We start from the raw sequence: 23886 nt of genomic DNA on the forward strand, positions 1-23886 counted from the left end.
GCCCATGCCCGCCGCAAGCCGCCCGCGCTCCGCCGTTCCGACCCGCGCCCGCCGCTCCGCCCCCGAAGAGGTCTGAGCCATGGAATACCTCACGCTTTTCGCCATCATCGCCGCCTCGGGCGCGGTGGCCGGGATCATCTCGGGCCTGCTCGGGGTCGGCGGCGGGATCATCCTCGTCCCGGCCTTCTACTACGTCTTCACCGGGCTCGGCTATCACCCCGAGCAGCTCATGCAGATCTGCGTCGCCACCTCGACCGGCACCATCATCGTCACCTCGCTGCGTTCGGTGACCTCGCACCACAAGCGCGGCGCGGTCAGCCTCGAGCTGATCAAGGGCTGGGGTCCGTTCATCGCCATGGGCTCGGTGCTGGGCGTGCTCGCCGCCACGGTGCTGCACAGCGACCAGCTGCTGCTGGTCTTCGGCATCATCGGCGTCTGCCTCGGGCTCTACATGCTGCTCGGCAAGAAGAGTTGGCGGATCTCCGACACCCTGCCCGGCCGCGCGCTCAGCGGCGTCTACGGCGGGATCATCGGCTTCTTCTCGGCACTGATGGGCATCGGCGGCGGCAGCTTCACCGTGCCGCTCTTGACCGCCTACAACGTGCCGCCGCACCGCGCCGTGGGCACCTCGCCCGGTTTCGGCCTGCTGATCTCGATCCCCGGTTTCATCGCCTTCCTGCTGACTGGCTGGGGCATCACCGGCAAGCCGCCGGGAACCGTGGGCTACGTCAACCTGCCCGCCGTGCTGCTGATCATGGTGACCTCGCTCATGACCGTGCCGATCGGGGTCAAGCTGGCGCACAGCCTGAGCCCGGCGCGGCTGCGGCTGATCTTCGCGCTGACCGTGCTGGTGCTGGCCGGGAACATGCTGCGCAAGGCGCTGATGGGATGACCCCCGCGAGGCGGCGCGGACCCGCGCCGCCTCACCGCTTCAGCCGCGCGTCCAGCCAGTCGGCGAAGGCGCGCGCCGCGGGCAGGTTTTCCCGCACCGCGATGTAGTAGCCCTCGCGCGGGGCGATGGCGCCGGGATGCGCCGGGACCAGCAGGCCCGAGGCCAGCGCGTCCCGCCCCAAGAGCGCCGAGACCAGCGCCACGCCGCTGCCCCCCGCCGCCAGCTGCAGCGCCATGCCGTAGGAATCGACGTAGAGCCGCGGGTGCAGCGGGCCGAGCCCATGCGCCGCGCCGAAGGCATCCCAGCCGACCGAGGTGCCGACGGATTCGATCAGCGGCAGCGCCTCGATCGGCCCCTCGAGCGCGGGCGATTTCAGCGCCACCAGCTCGCTCGGCTCGAGCGGCAGGGCGCTCTGCCCCACCTGCCGCTGCGAGCCGAAGCGGATCTCGACATCGGCCATGGCGCTCTGGAAATCGTCCGGCCAGATCGCGCTGACGAAGCGGATGCGCACATCCGGGTGGCTCTCGTGGAAGTCGGGCAGGTGCGGCGCGATCACCCAATGCGCGATGCTGACCGAGCTCGCGACGGTCAGGAACTCCGCCTCGGGCGGGCCGTCGAAGGCCAGCGTCGCCGCCTGCAGGAGCTCCAGCGCCGAGCCCACCTGCGGCATCAGCTTGCGCCCGGCGTCGGTCAGCGCCAGCCCCCGCGGCTTGCGGGTGAAGAGCGCCGAGCCGAAGCGCGTCTCGAGCGCCTTGATCTGCTGGCTGACCGCCGATTGCGTCATGCCGATCTCTTCCGCCGCGGCGGTGAAGCTGAGGTGCCGGGCCGAGGCCTCGAAGGCGCGGAACCAGGCGACGGGCGGCAGGGATCGGGACATCGGCGGGCTCCATTAGCAGGACTAATGGATAAGACCGCGATTTCCCCGTTTGTCAAACCACCCTTCCCCGGCAACACACTGTGATAGCGAACAGGAGATGGTGCATGTTGCCGGAAATTCGGAAGATCGTGACTTATGACGAAGAGGTGCTGATCGAGGGGTTCCGCCCCGCGGACACGCCCTGGCGCATGTTCGCCGTGGCCGCGGTGGTGCGCAATCCCTGGGCCGGGCGCTTTGTCGAGGACCTCGGGCCCGAGATCCGCGCCTATGGCCCGGTGCTCGGCGAGATGATGACCAAGCGGATGATCGCCCTTGCCGGCAGTGGCGACGCGATCGAGGCCTATGGCAAGGCGGCGGTGGTCGGCCTCGACGGCGAGATCGAGCATGCCTCGGGGCTCATCCACACGCTGCGCTTCGGCAACCACTACCGGCAGGCGGTCGAGGCCAAGAGCTACCTTGCCTTCACCAACACCCGCGGCGGGGCGAACGCGCCGATCATGGTGCCGCTGATGGACAAGAACGACGCCGGGCGGCGGTCGCATTACCTGACCATCCAGTTCTCGATCCCCGACGCGCCGCGCGACGACGAGATCGTCGTGGTGCTGGGTGCAGCCACCGGCGGGCGCCCACATCACCGCATCGGCGACCGCTACCAGGATCTCAAGGACCTCGGCCATGACCTGGACAACCCGGCCGCGGTCTGACCTCGGGTCCGGCCTTGCGGGGATCGTCGCGGGACCGCGCGGCCCGCGGGTCCTGCTGATCCACGGCGTCGGCCTGCGGGCCGAGGCCTGGGGGGCGCAGATCGACGCCTTGGCACGGAGCTGCCGGGTCGTCGCGGTGGACATGCCCGGCCATGGCGACAGCGGACATCGGGCCGAGGCTTCGCTTGCCGACTATGCCGCGCGCATCGCCGAAGTGCTGGACGGGCCATCGCTGGTCGCCGGGCATTCCATGGGCGCGATGATCGCCGCCGAGTTGGCGCGGATTGTCCCCGGCAAGGTCGCCGCGCTCGCCTGCCTCAACGCCATCCACCGCCGCAGCCCCGAGGCGCGGCAGGCGGTGGCGGCGCGGGCGGCGCAGCTCGATGGCAGGACCACCGGCGATCCCGAGCCGACGCTGCGGCGCTGGTTCGGCGAGGAGGAAACCCCCGCCCGCGCCGCCTGCCGGGATTGGCTCACCCATGCCGACCCCGAGGGCTACCGCGCCGCCTACCGCGTCTTCGCCGCCGAGGACGGGCCAGAGGACGAAACCCTGCGCGGCCTTGCCTGCCCCGCGCTCTTTATCACCGGCGGGCGCGAGCCCAACTCGACCCCCGCCATGTCGCGCGCCATGGCCGCGCTTGCCCCGCAGGGCCGCGCCGTGGTCCTGCCCGAGGCCGCGCACATGATGCCGATGACCCACGCCGAGGCGGTGACGGCGGAGCTTGCCCGCCTCGTCGACGCCGCCTTCCCCGAAACCCTCGCCGACAGGAGCTGAGCGATGGAGTTCTCCCTCTTTGCCCACATGGAACGCCTCACGCCCGAGCAGCCCCACGCGGTGCTGCACGAGGAATTCATCGCGCTCTGCAAGATGGCCGACGAAGGCGGCATGCGCGCGATCTGGACCGGCGAGCATCACGGCATGGAATTCACCATCGCCCCCAACCCCTTCCTGTCGATCGTCGATCTGGCGCATCATACGAAGAACGTGCGGCTCGGCACCGGCACGGTAATTGCCCCCTTCTGGCACCCGATCCGGCTGGCCGGAGAGGCCGCGGCCACCGATCTCATCACCGGCGGGCGGCTCGAGCTCGGCATCGCGCGGGGCGCCTACAGCTACGAGTACGAGCGCATGATGCCCGGGCTCGACGCGGCGCAGGCGGGCGCGCGGATGCGCGAGACCGCGCCGCTGCTGCCGCAGCTTTGGGCCGGGGACTGCACGCACGAAGGGCAGTTCTACAGCTTCCCCGCCACCACCGCCGTGCCGAAGGCGGTACAAGAGGGCGGCCCGCCGATCTGGATCGCCGCGCGCGAGGAGGCCAGCCACCAGTTCGGCGTGGCCAGCGGCTTCAACATCCAGGTGACCCCGCTCTGGCAGGGCATGGAGGAGATCATCGCGCTCAAGTCCCGCTTCGACGCCGCCCGCGCCGAGAGCCCCGGCAAGTCGCCGAAGATCATGCTGCTGCACCACACCTATGTCGGGAAGGACGACGAGGACGTGGCGCAGGCCGCCCGGGAAATCTCGCGCTATTACTGCTATTTCGGTGCGTGGTTCCAGAACAAGCGCCCGGTGCGCAACGGGCTGATCGAGGAACTGACCGAGGAAGAGATCGCCGGCAACAACCTCATGGCCCCCGAGAAGCTCGCGCGCGATCTGACCATCGGAACCAAGCAGGAGGTGATCGACCGGATCCGCCGCTACGAGGACCTCGGCTACGACGAGTTCTCGTTCTGGATCGACACCGGCATGAGCCACCAGCGCAAGCGCGACTCGCTGGCGCGCTTCCTCGACGACGTCCTGCCCGCCTTTGCCTGAGGAGCCCCGATGACCGACCTGCCGCATTACCAGCTCTACATCGACGGCGCCTTCTGCGACGGGGCGACGGGCCAGACGCTGCGGACGGAGAACCCCGCCACCGGCACGCCTTGGGCCAGCTTCGCCTGCGCCGCGCCCGCCGACGTGGACCGCGCCGTGACCGCCGCGCGCCGCGCGCTCGACGACCCGGACTGGCGCGACCTCAGCCAGACCAAGCGCGGCAAGCTGCTCTACCGGCTCGCCGATCTCGTCGAGCAGCACGCGCCGGAGCTGGGGCGGCTCGAGACCACCGACAGCGGCAAGCTGCTGGCCGAGACCGCCAGCCAGACCGCCTATGTCGCCGACTATTACCGCTACTACGCCGGGCTCGCCGACAAGATCGAGGGCGCGGTGCTGCCGATCGACAAGCCGGACATGCACGTTTTCACCAAGCCCCTGCCGATCGGCGTGGTCGCCGCCGTGGTGCCGTGGAACGCGCAGATGTTCCTCACTGCCACCAAGCTCGGCCCGGCGCTGGCGGCGGGCTGCACGGTGGTGCTGAAGGCCTCCGAAGTGGCCCCGGTGCCGATGCTGGAGTTCGCCCGGCTGATCCACGAGGCCGGCTTCCCGCCCGGCGTCGTCTCGGTGATCACCGGCGACGCGAAGGGCTGTGCCATTCCGCTCACCAGCCATCCCGAGGTGGACCGCATCGCCTTCACCGGCGGGCCCGAGACGGCGCGCTACGTGATCCGCAACTCGGCCGAGAACTTCGCGGTGACCACGCTGGAGCTCGGCGGCAAGTCCCCGATCCTCGTCTTCGACGACGCCGACCTCGATGGCGCGGCCAATGCGCTGATCGCGGGCAACTTCGGCGCCTCGGGGCAGAGCTGCGTCGCCGGATCGCGCGGGCTCGTGCAGCGCGGCATCCTTGATGCGCTGGTCGCGAAGATCACCGAGAAGGCGGCAGGCATCGTGGTGGGCGACCCGCTCGATCCGGCAAGCCACATGGGGCCGCTCTGCACCCGCGCGCAGGTCGAACTGATCGGGCGAACGCTGGCGCAGGCGCAGGCGCAGGGCGCGACGCTGCGCTTCGGCGGGGCGCCGCTGGACCGGCCGGGCAACTACATGGCGCCGACGCTGGTCGAGTGCGCCTCGCCCGAGATCGCCACGCTGCACACCGAGATGTTCGGCCCGGTCATGTCGCTGCTGGCCTTCGACACCGAGGAGGAGGCGATCGCGCTCGCCAATGACAGCCTCTACGGGCTGGGCTCGGGGGTCTTCACCCAGAACCTCGCCCGCGCCCACCGGGTCTCGGGGCGGCTGCGCGCAGGGATCTGCTGGGTGAACACCTACCGCGCGATCTCGCCCATCGCGCCCTTCGGCGGCTTCGGCGACTCAGGGTACGGGCGCGAGGCGGGGATGGAGGCGATCAAGGACTACACCCGCACACGGACGACATGGATCAGCACCTCGGCAGAGCCGATGTCCAATCCCTTCGTGATGCGGTGAGAGCGGAGCCGGGCGTGCCCGGCTCCAGACACGTCAGCCCCAGGTCGGGTGGAACTTTCCGCCCGGCGAGAGGGTGAAGATCTCGGCCCCGTCCGCGGTCACGCCGACGGAATGCTCGAACTGCGCCGAGAGCGACTTGTCGCGGGTCACCGCGGTCCAGTCGTCGGCGAGCACCTTGGTCTCGGGGCGGCCGAGGTTCACCATCGGCTCGATGGTGAAGAACATGCCCTCTTCCAGCACCGGCCCGGTGCCCGGGCGGCCGTAGTGCAGCACGTTGGGCGCGGCGTGGAACACCCGGCCCAGCCCGTGGCCGCAGAAGTCGCGCACCACCGACATGCGCTGCGCCTCGACATAGGTCTGGATGGCGTGGCCGATGTCGCCGAAGGTGTTGCCCGGCTTCACCGCCTCGATGCCCAGCATGAGCGAATCGTGGGTCACCTCGATCAGCCGCTCGGCCTTGCGCGAGAGCTTGCCGGCCACGTACATCCGCGAGGTGTCGCCGTACCAGCCGTCGACGATCACCGTGACGTCGACGTTGAGGATGTCGCCGTCCTTCAGCTTCTTGTCGCCGGGGATGCCGTGGCAGACCACGTGGTTGATCGAGATGCAGCTGGCGTGCTGGTAGCCCTTGTAACCAATGGTCGCCGAGACCGCGCCCGCGTCCTCGACCGCGCCGCGGATGAAATCGTCGATCTCCGCCGTGGTCCGGCCCGGCTCGACCAGCGGCGCGATCTGGTCGAGGATGCGCGCGGCCAGTTCGCCGGCCTTCTGCATGCCGGCAAAGTCGGCGGATTCGTGGATGCGGATGCCGTCGCGGGTGAGACGGCCGCTCGTGTCGTTTCGCAAGACGGGGCGCTCCATGGGTCTCTTCCCTTCAATACTTAATGCGTGTTGCGTCCCATTGCCAGAGGATGGCAGGGGAACGCAATGGCATGTCCCTGCGTTAAGACCCGCGGTGCGGGTCCGCCTGCGGGACCTGCCTGCCCCGGCACCGGCGGGAAAACCGCCGGAAGCAACCGCCGAACAACACTGCCCGAAGGGGATCGGGCCACCATGAAACGAAGTCGCGCCGGTCGCAGCGGCGCGCGGATGAGGCACAGTTCACGACACGGGCCGCAAGAAAGGAACATCGAGGGACAATGGACAGTATCAACGAGGTCATGAACACCGAGATCTACAACGGCACGTCGCTTTCGGACGTGTTCACGCTGGATTTCCTTGCAAGCATGCTCGGCAACGTGGTGGCGGCGATCCTGCTGCTGCTGGTCGGGCTCTTCATCGGGCGCTGGGTCAAGGGGCGCATCACCGCCATGTCGGCGCGCAGCGCCCGGCTCGACGACACGCTCTTCAACTTCCTCGGCAACATCGCCCGCTACACGGTGATGATCTTCACCATCCTCGTGGTGCTCAACACCTTCGGCGTGCAGACGACCTCGGTCATCGCGGCGCTCGGCGCCGCCGGTCTCGCCGTCGGCCTCGCGCTGCAGGGCACGCTGTCGAACGTCGCGGCGGGGGTGATGATCATCGTCTTCCGCCCGATCAAGCTGGGCGATTTCGTCTCGGTCGCGGGCCAGTCGGGCACGGTGAAGGACATCACGCTCAACACCACCGAGCTTGCCAGCCTCAGCAACACGCAGGTCATCATCCCGAACTCCGAGGTCTGGGGCAACGTGATCGAGAACTACTCGGTCTACCGGACGCGCCGGGCGGAGTGGAGCTTCGGCGTCGGCTACGGCGCGAACCTCGCCACCGCCGAGCGGGTGATCCGCGACACGATCATGGCCGACCCGCGCGCGCTGAACGAGCCCGCGCCCTTCATCCAGGTGAACGGGCTGAACGAGAGCTCGGTCGACTTCCTCGTCCGGGTCTGGGTGGCGAGCGCCGATTTCTTCCAGTTCCAGGCCGACATGAAGCGCAAGGTGAAGGAGGCGCTGGACGCGAACGGCGTCGACATCCCCTTCCCGACGCGCACGCTGCACCTCGCGCGCGACGAGGAGCCCGCCACCGAGGCGCGGCCGGCGGCATCGCGGCTGGCCTGAGCCGGCGCGGGATGCTCCGGAGGATGGGGGCCCGGCCCCCGTCCGATGGCGCGCAGTGGCCGGGATCTCTCCGCCCGGCGGAAGGCGTCAGGAGGCCCGGAACGGCAGCGGCGCGCCGAGGCTGATCTCTTCGGGGGTGATGTCGCAGCCGAGCGCCAGCACCTCGACCCCCGCCGCAGCGGCCGATGCGAAGGCCGTCGCATAGGACGGGTCGATGTCGGCGGCGAGCGTCACCTCGACCGCGTCGGTGCGCTGCACGAGATAGAGCATCACCGCACGGTGGCCCTGCGCCACCATCGCCGCGAGTTCGCCCAGATGCTTGGTACCGCGCGCGGTGACGCTGTCGGGGAACTCGGCGAGGCCGGGCCGGCGCGAGAGCGTCACCGATTTCACCTCGACGTAGCAGTCGCGCCGGCCCTCGCCACTCAGCAGGAAGTCGATGCGGCTCTTCTCGCCGTAGCGCACCTCGGGACGGACCGCCGCGTAACCCTCGAGCCCCGCCACCTGCCCCGCCTCGAGCGCCGCGCGCAGCACGCGGTTCGGCACGCCGGTGTCGACCCCGGTAAAGGCGCCGCTCTCGTGCTCGAGCAGCCGCCAGGCGTAGTTCAGCTTTCGCTTCGGATCATCGTTCGGCTCGAGCCAGATCTTCGACCCGGGCTCCGCCATGCCCAGCATGCTGCCGGGGTTGGCGACATGGGCGGTGATCTCGCTGCCGTCTGCAAGCTGGCAATCCGCGAGGAAACGCTTGTAGCGGCGCAGCAGGCGGGCGGGGATGAGCGGGGTGTCGAAACGCATGCGCCGAGCTATAGCGGCCGCCACGATGGGCGCAAGCTCAGCCCCGCCCGGCGACGATCACCTCGCAGCCCCAGTCGGCGCAGGCCGCGGCCAGCCCGGGCTCGAGCGGCGCATCCGTGAGGAACTTGTCGATCTCGGCCAGCGAGGCGATGCGCGCCGGCGCGCTGCGGCGGAACTTGGTGTGGTCGGCGACAAGGAAGGTGCGGCGCGACTGGCGCAGGATGGCGCGGCTGACCCCCACCTCCTGGATGTCGAAATCGAGAATGTCGCCCTCGGCATCGAGCGCCGAGCAGCCGATCACCGCGAGGTCGAACTTGAACTGCCGGATGCTCTCGGTCGCCAGCGCGCCGATGAGCCCGCCGTCGGTGCGGCGCAGGCTGCCGCCGCTCACCAGCACCTCGCAATCGGGGTTGGCGACGAGGATGTTGGCGACGTTCATGTTGTTGGTCACCACCATCAGCCCCTTGTGGTGCAGAAGCTCGCGCGCCACCGCCTCGGTGCTGGTGCCGATGTTGAGAAAGAGCGAGATGCCGTGCGGGATGCGCGCCGCGCAGGCGCGGGCAATGGCGCCCTTTGCCTCCATGTTGAGGTGCCGCCGCTCCTCGTAGCCTATGTTCATCGTCCCCGAGGGCAGCACCGCCCCGCCATGCACCCGCTCGAGACGGCCGCTGTCGGCAAGCTCGCTGAGATCACGCCGGATGGTCTGCAGCGTGACGCCGAAATGCTGCGCGAGCCCCTCGACGGTCACCTTGCCGTCGCGGCGGGCGATCTCGAGAATCTCCGGGTGGCGAAAGGACTGGGACATGCGTGTTCGGTTTCTTTCGTTTTGCGCGCGGGTAGCGGCAGAAAAGCCGCAAACACGCGGACGATCCAGCGAAATCGTTGCTGCACCTGCGAAGATGCGGCGAGCGATTGCAGTAAAACCACAGGAATTCAAAGAGGAATTTCCACCGCGCTCCACTTCGAACAAAAACGAAAACAAATCTCTTGCGTGGATGCGCGGCGCAGGGGTAGCTTCATCCCAAGTCTGGAGAACCCGCGTGTCCGAAACCACCCCTCAGAGCCCAGTCGACCTCTTCGTCATCGGTGGCGGAATCAACGGCTGCGGCATCGCGCGCGACGCGGCGGGGCGCGGTCTTTCGGTCACCCTGGCCGAGATGGGCGATCTCGCCTCGGCGACCTCCTCGGCCTCGACCAAGCTCTTCCACGGCGGGCTGCGCTACCTCGAATATCTCGAGGTGCGGCTGGTGCACGAGGCGCTGGTCGAACGCGAGGTGCTGCTGCGCGCCATGCCGCACATCAGCTGGCCGATGCGCTTCGTGCTGCCCTACCACCCCGACATGCGCTTCGAGAGCGAGACGCCGATCTCGAAGATGCTGGGCCTTGCCATGCCCTGGATGAAGGGCCGCCGCCCGGCCTGGCTGATCCGGCTCGGGCTCTTCATGTACGACAATCTCGGCGGGCGGAAGATCCTGCCCGGCACCGCGACCCTGTCGCTGAAGGGCACGCCGGAAGGCGCGCCGCTGCAGCCGCGCTTCACCCGCGCCTACGAATATTCCGACTGCTGGGTCGAGGATTCCCGGCTCGTGGTGCTCAACGCCCGCGACGCCGAGACGCGCGGCGCGCGCATCCTGACCCGCACCAAGGTCATCCATGCCCGGCGCGAGGGCGCGCTCTGGCGGATCGACACCGAGGATGCCGAGACCGGCGCCCCCGCGACCCATCACGCGCGGATGCTGGTCAACGCCGGCGGGCCCTGGGTCGGCGAGATCATCCACGACACCATCGACCTGCCCTCGCGGGCGGGCGTGCGGCTGGTGCGCGGCAGCCATATCGTGACGCGCCGGCTCTACGATCATGACAAGTGCTACTTCTTCCAGGGCCGCGACGGGCGGATCATCTTCGCCATCCCCTACGAGCGCGATTTCACCCTGATCGGCACCACCGACGCCGAGCATGACGATCCCGATCGCCGCCCGGTCTGCACGCCCGAGGAACAGGCCTACCTGATCCGCTTCGCCAACCAGTATTTCGCCATGCCGATCGCGGATGCGGACGTGGTCTGGACCTATTCCGGCGTGCGCCCGCTCTACGACGACGGCGCCTCGAGCGCCACGGCCGCGACGCGCGACTACACGCTGAAGGTCGACGCGGCGGGCGCGCCCCTGCTCAACGTCTTCGGCGGCAAGATCACCACCTACCGGCGGCTCGCGGAAAGCGCGCTCGAGAAGATCGGCGCGCACCTGGCGCTGAAGTCCGGCCCCTGGACGGCCGGCGTGCCGATGCCCGGCGGCGATTTCCCGGTCGACGGCTTCGACGCCCTCGTGCACAGTCTGGAGGGGAAATATCCCTTCCTTGGAGAGGTTTGGGCGCGCCGGCTTGCGCGCGCCTACGGCACCGAGGCCGAGATGCTGCTCGGCGAGGCAAGGCGCGTGGAGGACCTGGGGAGGGACTTCGGCGCCACGCTCACCGAGGCGGAAGTGACCTGGCTGATGCGGCGCGAGTTCGCCCGCACGGCCGAGGACGTGGTGTGGCGACGCACCAAGCTCGGGCTGCGCCTGGGCGAGGAGGAGATTTCGGCGCTGGACGGCTGGATGGCATCCCGCCGGGAAAGGGCCGACGCCGCCGAATAGCACGGCGGTCAGGTACGGCGCGGGGAGGAGGACCTTATGACGCTGGAATTGAAGGGCGTTTCGAAGATGGTCGAGGGGCAGATGCACATCGCCCCGACCGATCTCACGCTCGCGAACGGCACGATGAACGTGCTGCTGGGCCCGACCCTGTCGGGCAAGACCTCGCTGATGCGGCTGATGGCGGGGCTCGATGCGCCCTCGGCCGGGAAGATCTACTGGGAGGGCAAGGACGTCACCGGGATGCGGGTGCAGGACCGCAAGGTGGCGATGGTCTACCAGCAGTTCATCAACTACCCCTCGATGACCGTCTACGACAACATCGCCTCGCCGATGAAGCTGATGGGCGCGGACAAGGCCGAGATCGACCGCCGCGTGCGCGAGAGCGCCGAGCTGATGAAGCTGACCCCCTTCCTTGCCCGCAAGCCGCTGGAGCTGTCGGGCGGCCAGCAGCAGCGCTGCGCGCTGGCGCGGGCGCTGGTGAAGAACGCGGGGCTGGTGCTGCTCGACGAGCCGTTGGCCAACCTCGACTACAAGCTGCGCGAAGAGCTGAGGGTTGAAATTCCAAAGATATTCGAGGCTTCTGGCTCGATCTTCGTCTACGCCACGACCGAGCCCGAGGAGGCGCTGCTGCTGGGCGGCAACACCGCGACGCTCTGGGAGGGCCGCGTCACGCAGTTCGGCCCGACGCCCGAGGTCTACCGCCAGCCGCTCGACGCGACCACCGCGCGCGTCTTCAGCGACCCGCCGATGAACTTCCTGCAGATCTCCAAGACCGGCGAGCGGCTGATGTTCGGCGAGGGCCAGAGCGCGCCCGCCTCCGGCAAGCTCAAGAACCTGCCCGACGGGCGCTACATGGCGGGCTTCCGGCCCAACCACCTCGAGATCCGGCAGCACGAGCCCGACGCGCTGCGCTTCCGCACCGAGCTGCAGGTGACCGAGCTGACCGGCTCCGAGACCTTCGTGCACCTCGGCCACCACGGCGAGCGCTGGGTGGGGCTCATCAGCGGCGTGCATGACCTGCCGATAGGCCAGCCGCTCGATGTCTGGCTCTCGCCCCGGCACGTCTATGTCTTCGGCGAGAACGGCGCGCTGGTCGCCCCCGCCGCCTATGCGCAAGCCGCCTGAGGAGGAGGCGACATGGCCAAGATAACGCTCGACAATCTCGCCCACTCCTACATGGCGCACCCGCGCGGCGAGGAGGATTTCGCGCTCAAGCGCATGACCCATGACTGGGAGGACGGCGGCGCCTATGCGCTGCTCGGCTCCTCGGGCTGCGGCAAGTCCACGCTGCTCAACATCATTTCGGGGCTGCTGATCCCCTCGCAGGGGCGCGTACTCTTCGGCGGCAAGGACGTCACCCACGCCCCCACCGCCGAGCGCAACATCGCGCAGGTCTTCCAGTTCCCTGTCGTCTACGACACGATGACGGTGCACGACAATCTTGCCTTCCCTCTGCGCAACCGCGGTCGCGACGAGGCCTATGTCGCCGCCCGCGTGCAGGAGATCGCGCGGATGATCGGCATGGAGGACATGCTGAGGCGCAAGGCCAGCGGGCTCACCGCCGATGCCAAGCAGAAGATCAGCCTCGGCCGCGGCATGGTGCGCAAGGACGTGAACGCGCTGCTCTTCGACGAGCCGCTGACGGTGATCGACCCGCACATGAAGTGGGAGCTGCGCACCCAGCTCAAGAAGCTGCACCACGATTTCGGCCACACGATGATCTACGTGACCCACGACCAGACCGAGGCGCTGACCTTCGCCGACAAGGTGGTGGTGATGTACGACGGGCGCGTGGTGCAGATCGGCACGCCCGAGGAGCTCTTCGAGCGGCCCGAGCACACCTTCGTCGGCTACTTCATCGGCTCGCCGGGGATGAACGTGATCCCGGCCAAGGTCGAGGGCACGAAGGCCTACATCAACGGCTCGTCCTTCGAGCTCGGCGCGGGCTACCGCGCCATGGACGGCAAGGTCGAGATCGGCGTGCGCCCCGAGTTCGCGCAGCTGAGCACGAACGAGGGCCTGCCGGTCAAGGTCCGCCGCGTCGAGGATGCCGGCCGGCACAAGATCATCCGCGCCGAGTTCTTCGGCCATGACATCAACATCGTCGCCGGCGAGGACGACCGCATCGGCGCCGACATGACCCGCGTCCGCTTCGATCCGGCGCATGTGAACGTCTACCGCGACGACTGGCGCGTCGCGCCCGAGGGGGAGGCCGCGTGATGAACAAGACCGTCAACCACAAGGCATGGTTCCTCGTGCTTCCGGTGCTGGTGCTGGTCGCCTTCTCGGCCGTCATCCCGCTGATGACCGTGGTCAACTACTCGGTGCAGGACACGTTCGGGAACAACCAGTTCTTCTGGGCCGGGCTCGAATGGTTCGACGAGATGCTGCACTCCGACCGCATGTGGAACGCGCTCGGCCGGCAGCTGCTCTTCTCCGGCATCATCCTCGCCATCGAGGTGCCGCTGGGGATCTTCGTCGCGCTCAACATGCCCAAGCGGGGCTTCTGGGCCTCGTTCTGCCTCGTGCTCATGTCGCTGCCGCTGCTGATCCCGTGGAACGTCGTGGGCACCATCTGGCAGGTCTTCGGCCGGGTCGACATCGGCCTCCTCGGCCGCGTGCTCGAGAACCTCGGCATCGACTATAACTACACGCAGAGCCCGCTGGCGGCCTGGGTCACCATCGTGGTCATGGACGTCTGGCACTGGACCTCGCTGGTGGCGCTGCTGGCCTATGCCGGGCTCAAGTCGATCCCCGACGCCTACTACCAGGCCGCCAAGATCGACCAGGCCAGCCGCTGGAAGGTGTTCCGCTACATCGAGCTGCCGAAGATGGCGGGGGTGCTGATGATCGCCATCCTGCTGCGCTTCATGGACAGCTTCATGATCTACACCGAGCCTTTCGTGGTCACCGGCGGCGGGCCGGGCAATGCCACCACGCTGCTGTCGATCGACCTCGTGAAGATGGCGCTCGGGCAGTTCGACCTCGGCCCCGCCGCCGCCTTCTCGATCATGTACTTCCTGGTGATCCTGCTGATCTCGTGGGTGTTCTACACCGTGATGACCAACCTCGACAAAAAGGGGATGTGAGATGACCGACGCCACCCTCGCCCCCGTCCCCGCCGCGAGCCGGTCGCGCAGCCTGCCGCGCGTGAGCGGACGGCTTATCGTGATGACGCTCTACCTGCTGTTCCTGCTGGTGCCGATCTACTGGCTGCTGAACATGAGCCTGAAGACCAACACCGAGATCCTCGGCGACTTCACGCTCTGGCCGCGCAACCTGACGCTGCACAACTACCGGGTGATCCTGACCGACCCGAGCTGGTACATGGGCTATGTCAACTCGCTGATCTACGTGGTGATGAACACGGTGATCTCGCTCACCGTGGCTCTGCCGGCGGCCTATGCCTTCTCGCGCTACCACTTCATGGGCGACAAGCACCTGTTCTTCTGGCTGCTGACCAACCGCATGGCACCCCCGGCGGTCTTCGCGCTGCCGTTCTTCCAGCTCTACAGCTCGATCGGACTCTTCGACACGCATATCGCCGTGGCGCTGGCGCATTGCCTCTTCAACGTGCCGCTGGCGGTCTGGATCCTCGAAGGCTTCATGCGCGGCGTGCCGAAGGAGATCGACGAGACCGCCTATATCGACGGCTACAGCTTCGCGGGCTTCTTTGTGAAGATCTTCATGCCGCTGATCTCGTCGGGCATCGGCGTCGCCGCCTTCTTCTGCTTCATGTTCTCCTGGGTCGAGCTGCTGCTGTCGCGCACGCTGACCACGGTGGACGCGAAACCCATCGCCGCCACGATGACCCGCACCGTCTCGGCCTCGGGGCTCGACTGGGGCGTGCTGGCGGCGGCGGGGGTGCTGACGATCATCCCGGGCGCCTTGGTGATCTGGTTCGTGCGCAACTACATCGCCAAGGGCTTTGCCCTCGGCCGGGTCTGAGAGGAGAAAGACCATGGACTGGATGGCATGGACCTGGCCCACGGCCGCCTTCTTCGGAACCATCGCCCTTCTGCTGGTGATCTTCACCGTGCTGGCGATCCGCTTCCCCGAGACCCCGCGCCACGGGATCCTCGGCATCGAGACCACCCGCGGAGACCGGCTCTTCATCACGCTCCTGGGCTCGGCCTTCATCAATCTCGCCTGGCTCGGCCTTGTCGGCCAGGCGCAGCCGGCGGCGCTCGTCGTCTGCCTGATCTACGCGGTGGCGGTGTTCCGCTGGGTCTGAGACCCGGCAGAGCCCCGGCCGGGCAGGAGGAGCCCGGACCACCGCACCTGTCAAAACGGTTCAATAAGGGAGGAAACCATGAACCTGAAGACATCCACAGCCATAGCGCTCGCGCTAGGCCTGCTGAGCGGGCCGGCCTTTGCCGACATGGAGGCGGCCAAGGCCTTCCTCGACAGCGAGATCGGCGATCTGTCGACGCTCTCGCGTGCCGACCAGGAAGCCGAGATGCAGTGGTTCGTCGACGCAGCCCAGCCGTTCCAGGGCATGGAGATCAAGGTGGTCTCCGAGACGATCACCACGCATGAGTACGAAAGCCAGGTGCTCGCCCCGGCCTTCGAGAAGATCACCGGCATCAAGATCACCCATGACCTCATCGGCGAGGGCGACGTGGTCGAGAAGCTACAGACCCAGATGCAGTCGGGCGAGAACATCTACGACGGCTACGTCAACGACTCCGACCTCATCGGCACGCACTGGCGCTACCAGCAGGTGCGCAACCTGACCGACTGGATGGCGAACGAGGGCAAGGACGTCACCAGCCCGACGCTGGATCTGGCCGATTTCATCGGCACCCAGTTCACCACGGCACCGGACGGCAAGCTCTACCAGCTGCCCGACCAGCAGTTCGCCAACCTCTACTGGTTCCGCTACGACTGGTTCACCGATCCCGAGATCATGGCCGAGTTCAAGGACAAGTACGGCTACGAGCTGGGCGTGCCGGTCAACTGGTCGGCCTACGAGGACATCGCCGAGTTCTTCACCGGACGCGAGATCGACGGCAAGAAGGTCTTCGGCTCGATGGACTACGGCAAGAAGGATCCCTCGCTCGGCTGGCGCTACACCGACGCGTGGATGTCGATGGCCGGCATGGGCGACAAGGGCGAGCCGAACGGCCTGCCGGTCGACGAGTGGGGCATCCGGGTGAACGAGAAGTCGCAGCCCGTGGGCGCCTGCATGGCGCGCGGCGGCGCGGCCAACAGCCCGGCGGCGGTCTATGCCGTCGACAAGGCGATCGAGTGGCTCAACAAGTACTCGCCGCCCTCGGCCATGGGCATGACCTTCTCCGAGGCCGGCCCGGTCCCGGCGCAGGGTGACATCGCCCAGCAGATGTTCATGTACACCACCTTCGTCGCCTCGCTGGTCGAGCCCGGCCTGCCGGTGATGAACGAGGACGGCACGCCGAAATGGCGCCTCGCGCCCTCGCCGCACGGCGTCTACTGGGAAGACGGGATGAAGGTCGGCTACCAGGACGTGGGCTCCTGGACGCTGATGAAGTCCACCCCGGAAGATCGCGCCAAGGCCGCCTGGCTCTACGCGCAGTTCGTCACCTCCAAGACCGTGGACGTGAAGAAGAGCCACGTCGGCCTCACCTTCATCCGCGAGAGCACCATCCAGGACCAGAGCTTCACCGACCGCGCGCCGAAACTCGGCGGTCTGGTGGAATTCTACCGCTCGCCGGACCGCGTGCGCTGGTCGCCGACCGGCACCAACGTGCCTGACTATCCCAAGCTGGCGCAGCTGTGGTGGCAGAACATCGGCGACGCCATGTCCGGCGCCAAGTCGGTGCAGGACGCGCTCGACAGCCTCTGCTCCGACATGGAGAAGGTCATGGAGCGCATCGAGCGTGCCGGCATCCAGGGCGACCTGGGCCCGGTGATGAACGAGGAGAAGGATCCCCAGGAATGGCTCGACGCCGAAGGCGCGCCGAAGCCGAAGATCGAGAACGAGCGCGAGGAGCCGAAGACCGTCTCCTACGACGAGCTCGTCGCCTCCTGGAACTGAGCTGACTTCGCGGGGGCAGGCCATGGCCTGCCCCCGTTTTCTCGTCTTCGCCATGGCCAGACGCGGCCATCGCCGATACGAGTCGGGCAAGAGACTGATCCGGGACGCAAAACCCCGGGGTCAGGGATCGCGCAGGGATCGCCCCGCGCATCCGACAGGACAGACGACACCACAGAAGGCCGGAAGACACCCATGACCCTCATCCTCGCCATCGACCAGGGCACCACCTCCTCGCGCGCGATCCTCTTCGATTCCAGGCTGCAGGTCGTCGCCTCGGCGCAGGAGGAGTTCCCGCAGCACTTCCCGCAGAGCGGCTGGGTCGAGCACGACCCGCTCGACCTCTGGTCGACCACCGCCGCCACCTGCCGCGCCGTGGTCGAGAAGGCGGGCGTCGGCCCGGACGAGATCGCCGCCATCGGCATCACCAACCAGCGCGAGACCACCGTGGTCTGGGAGAAATCCACCGGCCGGCCGATCCACAACGCCATCGTCTGGCAGGACCGGCGCACCTCCGAGCTTTGCCGCACGCTGCGCGACGAGGGCTTCGAGGCGACGGTGACGGAAAAGACCGGGCTGCTGCTCGACCCCTATTTCTCGGCCACCAAGCTGGCGTGGATCCTCGACAATGTCGACGGCGCGCGGGCCAAGGCCGAGGCGGGAGAGCTGCTCTTCGGCACCGTCGACAGCTGGCTCGTCTGGAAGCTGACCGGCGGCGCGGTCCATGCCACCGACGCCACCAACGCCGCGCGCACCATGCTCTACAACATCCGCGAGGGGCGCTGGTCCGAGGCGATCTGCAAGCGGCTCGACATCCCCACGAACATGCTGCCCGAGGTGCGCGACTGCGACGCCAATTTCGGCGACTGCCGCGCCGATCTCTTCGGCCGCCCGATCCCGATCCTCGGCATCGCGGGTGACCAGCAGGCCGCCACCATCGGGCAGGCCTGCTTCACCCCCGGCATGGTGAAATCCACCTACGGCACCGGCTGCTTTGCCCTGCTGAACACCGGCGAGACGCCGGTCGTGTCGCAGAACCGGCTGCTGACCACCATCGCCTACCGCATCGGCGGGCGGACCACCTACGCGCTCGAGGGCTCGATCTTCGTCGCCGGCGCGGTGATCCAGTGGCTGCGTGACGGTCTCAAGGTGATCCGCGAGGCGGCCGAGAGCCAGCCGCTCGCCGAAGCCGCCGACCCGGCGCAGGAACTGGTGCTGGTGCCCGCCTTCACCGGGCTCGGCGCGCCCTACTGGAACGCCGACTGCCGGGGCGCGATCTTCGGTCTCACCCGCAACTCCGGCCCCGCCGAGTTCGCCCGCGCCGCGCTGGAAAGCGTCGGCTACCAGACCCGCGACCTCATCGAGGCGATGAAGGCCGACTGGGGCGCCGAGCATGGCGACGTCGAGATGGCGGCGCTGCGGGTGGACGGCGGGCTCAGCGCCTCGGACTGGGGGATGCAGTACCTGTCGGACATCCTAGACGCGCCGGTCGAGCGGCCGACGGTGCTCGAGACCACCGCCATGGGCGCCGCCTGGCTCGCCGGTCAGAACGCCGGGATCATGCCGGGGATGGAGGAGTTCGCCGCCGCCTGGGCCCGCGACGCGCGGTTCGAGCCGAAGATGGACCCGGCCCTGCGCAGCCGCAAATACGCCGCCTGGAAGCGCGCGGTCGAGGCGACCATCGGTTTCGGCTCCCCGAACGGCTGAGCGCTTCGGGGCGGGATCAGAGGATCTCGCCCCCGTCGATCACCAGCGCCAGCCCGGTGACGAAGGCCGAACGGTCCGAGGCGAGGTAGAGGATGCCCTCGGCGATCTCTTCCACGCTGGCCCAGCGGCCCATCGGGATGGTGCCCGCGACATAGCTCTCCAGTGCCGCGCGCCCGCCCATCTGCTTTTCGAAACCGAGGTTGAAAGGCGTGTCGACAAACCCCGGGCAGAGCGCGTTGAAGCGGATCCTCTCGCGCGCGTAGTCCACCGCCATCTGCTTCACCATCGCCACGGCGGCGTGCTTGGTGGTGGCATAGGAGACCATGCCCCGGTCGTACTGGCATCCCGAGTTCGACGCGGTGATGATCACCGACCCGCCGCCCTGCGCCCGCATGTGCGGGATCACCGCGCGCGAGGCGACGAAATGCGCCCGCACGTTCAGCGCCCAGGAGGCATCCATCTGCGCGGGGGTGACGTCCTCGGCCCTGCCCTCGATCTGGATCCCCGCGTGCGAATGCAGCACGTCGAGCCGCCCGTGGTCCTTCGCCACCCGGTCGATCAGCCCCTCGACCGCCGCGTCGTCGCGCATGTCGAGCCCCTGCGCCATGCCGCGCCCGCCCGCAGCCTCGATCTCGGCCAGCGTCTCGGCGGCAAGCTCCTCGCGCAGGTCGGTCACCACCACGAAGGCGCCCTCGCGGGCCATGGCCACGGCACCGGCACGGCCGATCCCCGATCCGGCGGCGGTCACCAGCGCGACACGGTGTTTCAGCATGGGTCTCTCCTGCAGTCTTGTTCTGGGGATCGGGATTACCGGCGCGCCTGCGCCTGCGAGCGCCGCAGCAAGAGCTGCGCGACGATCAGCATGAGAAGCGAGGCGGCCATGACCATCGTGCCGATCGCGTTGATCTCGGGGGTCACGCCGCGGCGGATCGACGAGAAGACGTAGATCGGCAGCGTGGTCTCGGCCCCGGCGACGAAGAAGGCGATGATGAAGTCGTCGAAGCTGAAGGTGAAGGCGAGCAGGAAGCCCGCGAGGATCGCCGGCAGGATCTGCGGCAGGGTCACCTGCCGAAATGTGCCCATCGGCGTCGCGCCAAGATCGCCCGAGGCCTCGATCAGCGCAGGATCCAGCGTCTCCATCCGGCCGCGCACCAGCAGCACGACGAGCGACATGGTGAAAAGCCCGTGCGCCCCGATCAGCGAGCCGATGCCGAGTTGCAGCTTCCAGCCGGTCGCCACCTCGAGCCAGGGGTTCACCAGGTCGAAGACCGACACGAGCGCGATAAGCGTCGCGATGCCGATCACGATGCCGGGGATCATCACGGCGATCTGCACCAGCAGATCGAACACCCGGCGCATCCGCCCGCGCATCCCGGTCAGCGCCAGCGCCGCCATGGTGCCCACGATCGTGGCCAGCACCGCCGACAGGAAGGCCACGCGCACCGAGGTCCAGAGCGCCTCCATCACGAAGGGGTTGTTCAGTGCCCGCCCGTACCATTGCAGCGAGAAGCCCTGCATCTGCGAGGCCGAGCGCCCCGCCGAGAAGGAGAACAGCGCGATGATGGCGATCGGCAGGTAGAGGAAGGCGTAGACCGCCAGGGCATAGAGTCTCATGCGTGTCTCTTCAGGTTCACATCAGGCCGACGTCGTCGCGGCTCGCGCCGAAGCGCTTCACGAGGCGGGTGTAGATGCCCACGGTGATCAGCATGATCACCACCAGCGCCACCGCCACCGCCGAGCCGAAGGCCCAGTTGCGCGACTGCAGGAACAAATCGACCAGCGCGTTGCCGACGAAGAAGACCTTGCCGCCGCCAAGGATCGCGGGGATCAGGAACTCGCCCATCAGCAGGATGAACACCAGCATCGAGCCGGTCAGAACGCCGGGCATCGACAGCGGCAGGGTGATCTGCAGGAAGGCGCGCCAGGGCGGCGTGCCGAGATCGGCGGCGGCCTCGAGCAGCCGCTTGTCGAGCTTTTCCAGCGCCACGTAGATCGGGAAGACCATCAGCGGCAGGTAGCCGTAGACGATGCCCACCAGCACCGCGAAGGGGGTGTTCAGCAGCCGCACGTCCGCGAGCCCGATCACGTCAAGAAGCGCCGGGATGCCCTTGCCGCCAAGCAGGAAAATCCACGCGTAGGAGCGGATGAGGATCGAGGTCCAGAACGGCACGATCACCAGCACCAGCAGCATGGTCTTCCACTTGGGCGAGACCTTCACCGCGAGGAAATAGGCCAGCGGATAGGCGATCAGCAGCGAGGCCAGCGTGCCCACCGGCGCCAGCGTCAGCGTGTTGCGGAAGGCCGCGAACCGCGCCGGCAGGTTGGCGTATTGCTCGAGGGTAAAGCCGGGCGCGTAACCGCCGATGGCGCTGCGCTCGCCGAAGGAGAAGATCAGGACGACGGCCAGCGGCAGCAGCAGAAGCGCCGCGTACCACAGCCCTGCCGGTGTCAGCAGCAGGGCGCGCGCCCGGGTTTGGGTCATGGCCATCGTCCGGTCTCCGTCGTCTTCTTATGCCGACTTGAAGCGCGCCATCAGCTCGGCACGGTTCGGGTCGGTCAGGGTCACCGCCGCGCCGAACTCCAGCGGGCTCAGCGCCTCGGCGGCCGGGTAGATGATCGGATCGTTCAGCAGTTCCTCGGGCAGCAGCGCGTTGGTGCGGCTGTCGGCCACCGGGTAGCCGTGGGCGAGCGCTTCCCTTGCGTTCACTTCCGGCGTCAGCAGGTAGTTGATCAGCGCGTAGGCGGCCTCCTTGTGGGGCGCGTCCTTGGGGATGGCGTAGTAATCGGACCAGATCTCGCCGCCCTCCTTGCCGAGCGCGAAGCCGATCTCGGGCATGTCGGTGTTCATCTGCTTGCCGTCGCCGGTCCAGCACATGGTGAGCCACGCATCGCCGTTGCGCATCGCCGGCTGGTAGTCGGACGAGATCGCGTAGAGGTGCGGCTTGACGTCGATCAGCAGCTTCTCGGCCTGCGCAAGCTCGCTCGGGTCCACCGAGTTGAACGAGAAACCGTGGTAGACCAAGGCGTTGCCGATGGTGGTGAGCTGGTAGTCATGCACCATCACCCGGCCGTCCCACTGGTCTCGGGCGCCGTCGAAGAAGGCCTTCCAGCTGTCCACCACGCCGCCGGTCTTGTCCGAGTTGAACGCGATGCCGGTGGTGCCCCAGTTCTTCGGCACGCCGTAGACCACGCCGTCGATCGTGCCCGCGTCCGAGAAGCGCTTCTCGAAAGCCGCCGCGTCGAAGTTCGGGATCTTGCTCAGGTCGAGCGGCTCGATGAGCCCCGCCTCGACATAGGTCGGGATGGCGTAGTTGGTCGGCACGAAGACGTCCCAGCCCGAGCCGCCGGCCTGGATCTTCGCCAGCATCTCCTCGTTCGAGCCGAAGACGTTGACCTGCGTGTAGGCGCCGGTCGCGTCGGTGAAGGCGTCGAAGTTGGCGGGGTCGTGGTAGTTCGGCCAGGTCGCCAGCACCACGCGGTCGCCGATGTCCTGCGCGCGGGCGCGGCTCGGCAGGAAGCCCGGGATCGCGCCGCCCATGACCGCCGCAGCGGTGCCGAGGCCGGTCACCCCGAGGAAGTGGCGACGGGTCACCGACCCCTTCTGGTAGCGCCGCAGCTCTTCCATGAACGCCTTGCGCGAAATCGGCGTATTGTCGTCTTTCATTTCGATTTTCCCTTGTTGGACCATGGACTTCTGGAAGTTTCCTCAGTCGTCTGCGGCGAGAACGAGCCCCGTTCCCTCCGGCCAGAGCACGTGGACCTGTGCGCCCACGTCGTGCCCGCCCAAAGCTCTTTCGGCCTGTCGCGGAGCGTTGACCTGCAGCATGCCGATGCCCTCGGCGGCGAGCAGGTATTCGGTGTGATCGCCCAGGAAGGTGCGATGCGTGACGCGGGCGGGAACGGCGGCCGTCCCCGCGGGGACAGCAGTTTCGCGCGGCGCGATCGAAAGCGCCTCGGGGCGCACGGCGATCTCGGCGGCGGATCGGGCGTCTCCGGGCTCGTCGCGCAGGACGACCTTCACGCCGTTGCGCAGCACCGCCTGCGCCAGCCCGCCCTGGCGGCCGGTGATCTGGCCCGGGACGATGTTGGCCTTGCCGACGAAATCCGCGACGTAACGGCTACGCGGGCGGTCGTAGAGCTCCTGCGGGGTGCCGACCTGCGCGATGCGGCCCTTGCCCATGATGCAGATGCGGTCGGACATGGCGAGCGCCTCTTCCTGGTCGTGGGTGACCAGCACGAAGGTGATCCCGAGGCTGCGCTGCAGCTCCAGCAGCTCGCGCTGCATCTCGCCGCGCAGCTTGGCGTCGAGCGCCGCCATGGGCTCGTCGAGCAGCAGGATCTTCGGCTCGTTGACGATGGCGCGGGCGAGCGCCACGCGCTGCTGCTGGCCGCCCGACATCTCCCAGATCCGGCGCGGTCCGAAATCCGCCAGCCGCACCGTCGCCAACGCCTTGGCCACCTTCAGCTCTATCTCGCGCCTGTGCAGCCGCGGGCGGCGCTGGCGCAGCCCGTAGCCGACGTTCTGCGCCACGGTCATGTGCGGGAAAAGCGCGTAGTGCTGGAACACCATGTTCACCGGGCGGCGGTGCGCAGGCACGGCGCTCATGTCCTGGCCGTCGATCATCACCTTGCCCTCGGTCGGGCTCTCGAAGCCCGCCAGCATGCGCAGCGCCGTGGTCTTGCCGCAGCCCGAGGGGCCGAGGAACGACAGGAACTCGCCGCGCCGGATCCGCAGGTCGATGCGGTCCGCTGCAAGGACGTCGCCGAAGCGCTTGGTCGCGCCGACAAATTCCGCCACGGCCTCCGGCGCGCGGACGTGAGTGGTGGAGGCGTCGGTCATGTGCGGTTCCTGAATCATCGTACTCCCCGGTCCGGCTTATCCCCTGTTGCCCGACGTGGCTGTTTACCCTTGCGTCAGGCGGCAT

23 protein-coding genes are annotated in these 23886 nt (G+C 68.1%); 14 read left to right on the plus strand and 9 right to left on the minus strand.

All coding sequences use genetic code 11. From position 1 onward, the window contains the following. Positions 1-79: 79 nt before the first annotated feature. On the plus strand, positions 80-892 hold the full coding sequence (locus PVT71_RS14980; RefSeq protein ID WP_353474869.1) for a sulfite exporter TauE/SafE family protein: 813 nt from the start codon (positions 80-82) through the stop codon (positions 890-892). Between the two features lie 31 nt (positions 893-923). On the opposite strand, the gene PVT71_RS14985 is transcribed toward PVT71_RS14980, so the two are convergent. Next, the gene (locus PVT71_RS14985) at positions 924-1769 is read right to left on the minus strand and encodes a LysR family transcriptional regulator (protein WP_353474870.1); all 846 of its coding nucleotides are present in this window, start codon (positions 1767-1769) and stop codon (positions 924-926) included. Positions 1770-1873: 104 nt separating this feature from the next. Between PVT71_RS14985 and PVT71_RS14990 the strand changes: the two genes are divergently transcribed. From PVT71_RS14990 to PVT71_RS15005, 4 genes are read left to right on the plus strand one after another with little or no spacing between them, the layout of a single operon-like run. Beyond that, entirely contained in the window at positions 1874-2473 is a 600-nt protein-coding gene (locus tag PVT71_RS14990; protein ID WP_353474871.1) for an amino acid synthesis family protein, read from the plus strand. Continuing rightward, on the plus strand, positions 2445-3248 hold the full coding sequence (locus PVT71_RS14995; protein WP_353474872.1) for an alpha/beta hydrolase: 804 nt from the start codon (positions 2445-2447) through the stop codon (positions 3246-3248). The genes PVT71_RS14990 and PVT71_RS14995 overlap by 29 nt, the downstream gene beginning before the upstream one ends. Before the next feature lie 3 nt (positions 3249-3251). Beyond that, the gene (locus PVT71_RS15000) at positions 3252-4286 is read left to right on the plus strand and encodes an LLM class flavin-dependent oxidoreductase (RefSeq protein WP_353474873.1); all 1035 of its coding nucleotides are present in this window, start codon (positions 3252-3254) and stop codon (positions 4284-4286) included. A gap of 9 nt (positions 4287-4295) precedes the next feature. Continuing rightward, the gene (locus tag PVT71_RS15005) at positions 4296-5774 is read left to right on the plus strand and encodes an aldehyde dehydrogenase (protein WP_353474874.1); all 1479 of its coding nucleotides are present in this window, start codon (positions 4296-4298) and stop codon (positions 5772-5774) included. Between the two features lie 33 nt (positions 5775-5807). On the opposite strand, the gene map is transcribed toward PVT71_RS15005, so the two are convergent. After that, positions 5808-6635 (minus strand): type I methionyl aminopeptidase, encoded by an 828-nt coding sequence (map, locus tag PVT71_RS15010; RefSeq protein ID WP_353474875.1) that lies wholly within the window; start codon positions 6633-6635, stop codon positions 5808-5810. 278 nt (positions 6636-6913) lie between these two features. Between map and PVT71_RS15015 the strand changes: the two genes are divergently transcribed. Beyond that, entirely contained in the window at positions 6914-7813 is a 900-nt protein-coding gene (locus tag PVT71_RS15015) for a mechanosensitive ion channel family protein (protein ID WP_353474876.1), read from the plus strand. Positions 7814-7900: 87 nt separating this feature from the next. Here PVT71_RS15015 and sfsA read toward each other — a convergent pair whose 3' ends face one another. Together sfsA and PVT71_RS15025 are read right to left on the minus strand one after the other, a co-directional pair. Further along, positions 7901-8608, minus strand: coding sequence for a DNA/RNA nuclease SfsA (sfsA, locus tag PVT71_RS15020; protein WP_353474877.1), 708 nt, complete (start codon positions 8606-8608; stop codon positions 7901-7903). A 37-nt stretch (positions 8609-8645) separates the two neighbouring features. Continuing rightward, complete coding sequence (locus PVT71_RS15025; RefSeq protein WP_353474878.1) at positions 8646-9413, minus strand: DeoR/GlpR family DNA-binding transcription regulator; 768 nt, start codon at positions 9411-9413, stop codon at positions 8646-8648. 235 nt (positions 9414-9648) lie between these two features. On the opposite strand from PVT71_RS15025, the gene glpD reads away from it, so the two are divergent. From glpD to glpK, 8 genes are all read left to right on the plus strand, one after another. After that, positions 9649-11241, plus strand: a complete 1593-nt coding sequence (gene glpD, locus PVT71_RS15030; RefSeq protein ID WP_353474879.1) for a glycerol-3-phosphate dehydrogenase — start codon at positions 9649-9651, stop codon at positions 11239-11241. Positions 11242-11277: 36 nt separating this feature from the next. Next, positions 11278-12366, plus strand: a complete 1089-nt coding sequence (locus PVT71_RS15035) for an ABC transporter ATP-binding protein (protein ID WP_353474880.1) — start codon at positions 11278-11280, stop codon at positions 12364-12366. Between the two features lie 12 nt (positions 12367-12378). Further along, entirely contained in the window at positions 12379-13461 is a 1083-nt protein-coding gene (locus PVT71_RS15040; protein ID WP_353474881.1) for an ABC transporter ATP-binding protein, read from the plus strand. Further along, complete coding sequence (locus PVT71_RS15045) at positions 13461-14330, plus strand: sugar ABC transporter permease (RefSeq protein WP_353474882.1); 870 nt, start codon at positions 13461-13463, stop codon at positions 14328-14330. Before PVT71_RS15040 ends, PVT71_RS15045 begins: the two co-directional genes overlap by 1 nt. A gap of 1 nt (position 14331) precedes the next feature. Next, complete coding sequence (locus tag PVT71_RS15050) at positions 14332-15189, plus strand: carbohydrate ABC transporter permease (RefSeq protein WP_353474883.1); 858 nt, start codon at positions 14332-14334, stop codon at positions 15187-15189. Between the two features lie 13 nt (positions 15190-15202). After that, positions 15203-15475, plus strand: coding sequence for a DUF2160 domain-containing protein (locus PVT71_RS15055; protein ID WP_353474884.1), 273 nt, complete (start codon positions 15203-15205; stop codon positions 15473-15475). A 78-nt stretch (positions 15476-15553) separates the two neighbouring features. Further along, positions 15554-17257 carry an ABC transporter substrate-binding protein gene (locus PVT71_RS15060; RefSeq protein ID WP_353474885.1) on the plus strand — a complete coding sequence of 568 codons (1704 nt, stop codon included), beginning with the start codon at positions 15554-15556 and terminating at the stop codon, positions 17255-17257. A gap of 192 nt (positions 17258-17449) precedes the next feature. Continuing rightward, positions 17450-18961, plus strand: coding sequence for a glycerol kinase GlpK (glpK, locus tag PVT71_RS15065; protein ID WP_353474886.1), 1512 nt, complete (start codon positions 17450-17452; stop codon positions 18959-18961). A 16-nt stretch (positions 18962-18977) separates the two neighbouring features. On the opposite strand, the gene PVT71_RS15070 is transcribed toward glpK, so the two are convergent. The 5 genes from PVT71_RS15070 to PVT71_RS15090 are packed head-to-tail and all read right to left on the minus strand — an operon-like array spanning position 18978 to position 23801. Further along, the gene (locus PVT71_RS15070) at positions 18978-19733 is read right to left on the minus strand and encodes an SDR family NAD(P)-dependent oxidoreductase (protein ID WP_353474887.1); all 756 of its coding nucleotides are present in this window, start codon (positions 19731-19733) and stop codon (positions 18978-18980) included. Between the two features lie 35 nt (positions 19734-19768). Next, on the minus strand, positions 19769-20575 hold the full coding sequence (locus PVT71_RS15075) for an ABC transporter permease (protein WP_353474888.1): 807 nt from the start codon (positions 20573-20575) through the stop codon (positions 19769-19771). 16 nt (positions 20576-20591) lie between these two features. Beyond that, positions 20592-21443 (minus strand): ABC transporter permease, encoded by an 852-nt coding sequence (locus PVT71_RS15080; RefSeq protein ID WP_353475546.1) that lies wholly within the window; start codon positions 21441-21443, stop codon positions 20592-20594. Between the two features lie 27 nt (positions 21444-21470). After that, entirely contained in the window at positions 21471-22625 is a 1155-nt protein-coding gene (locus PVT71_RS15085; protein ID WP_353474889.1) for a spermidine/putrescine ABC transporter substrate-binding protein, read from the minus strand. A gap of 42 nt (positions 22626-22667) precedes the next feature. After that, positions 22668-23801 (minus strand): ABC transporter ATP-binding protein, encoded by a 1134-nt coding sequence (locus PVT71_RS15090; RefSeq protein WP_353474890.1) that lies wholly within the window; start codon positions 23799-23801, stop codon positions 22668-22670. Between the last annotated feature and the right edge of the window lie 85 nt (positions 23802-23886).

This window comes from Salipiger sp. H15 (assembly GCF_040409955.1).
In the GTDB taxonomy this organism is placed as follows: Bacteria; Pseudomonadota; Alphaproteobacteria; order Rhodobacterales; family Rhodobacteraceae; genus Salipiger.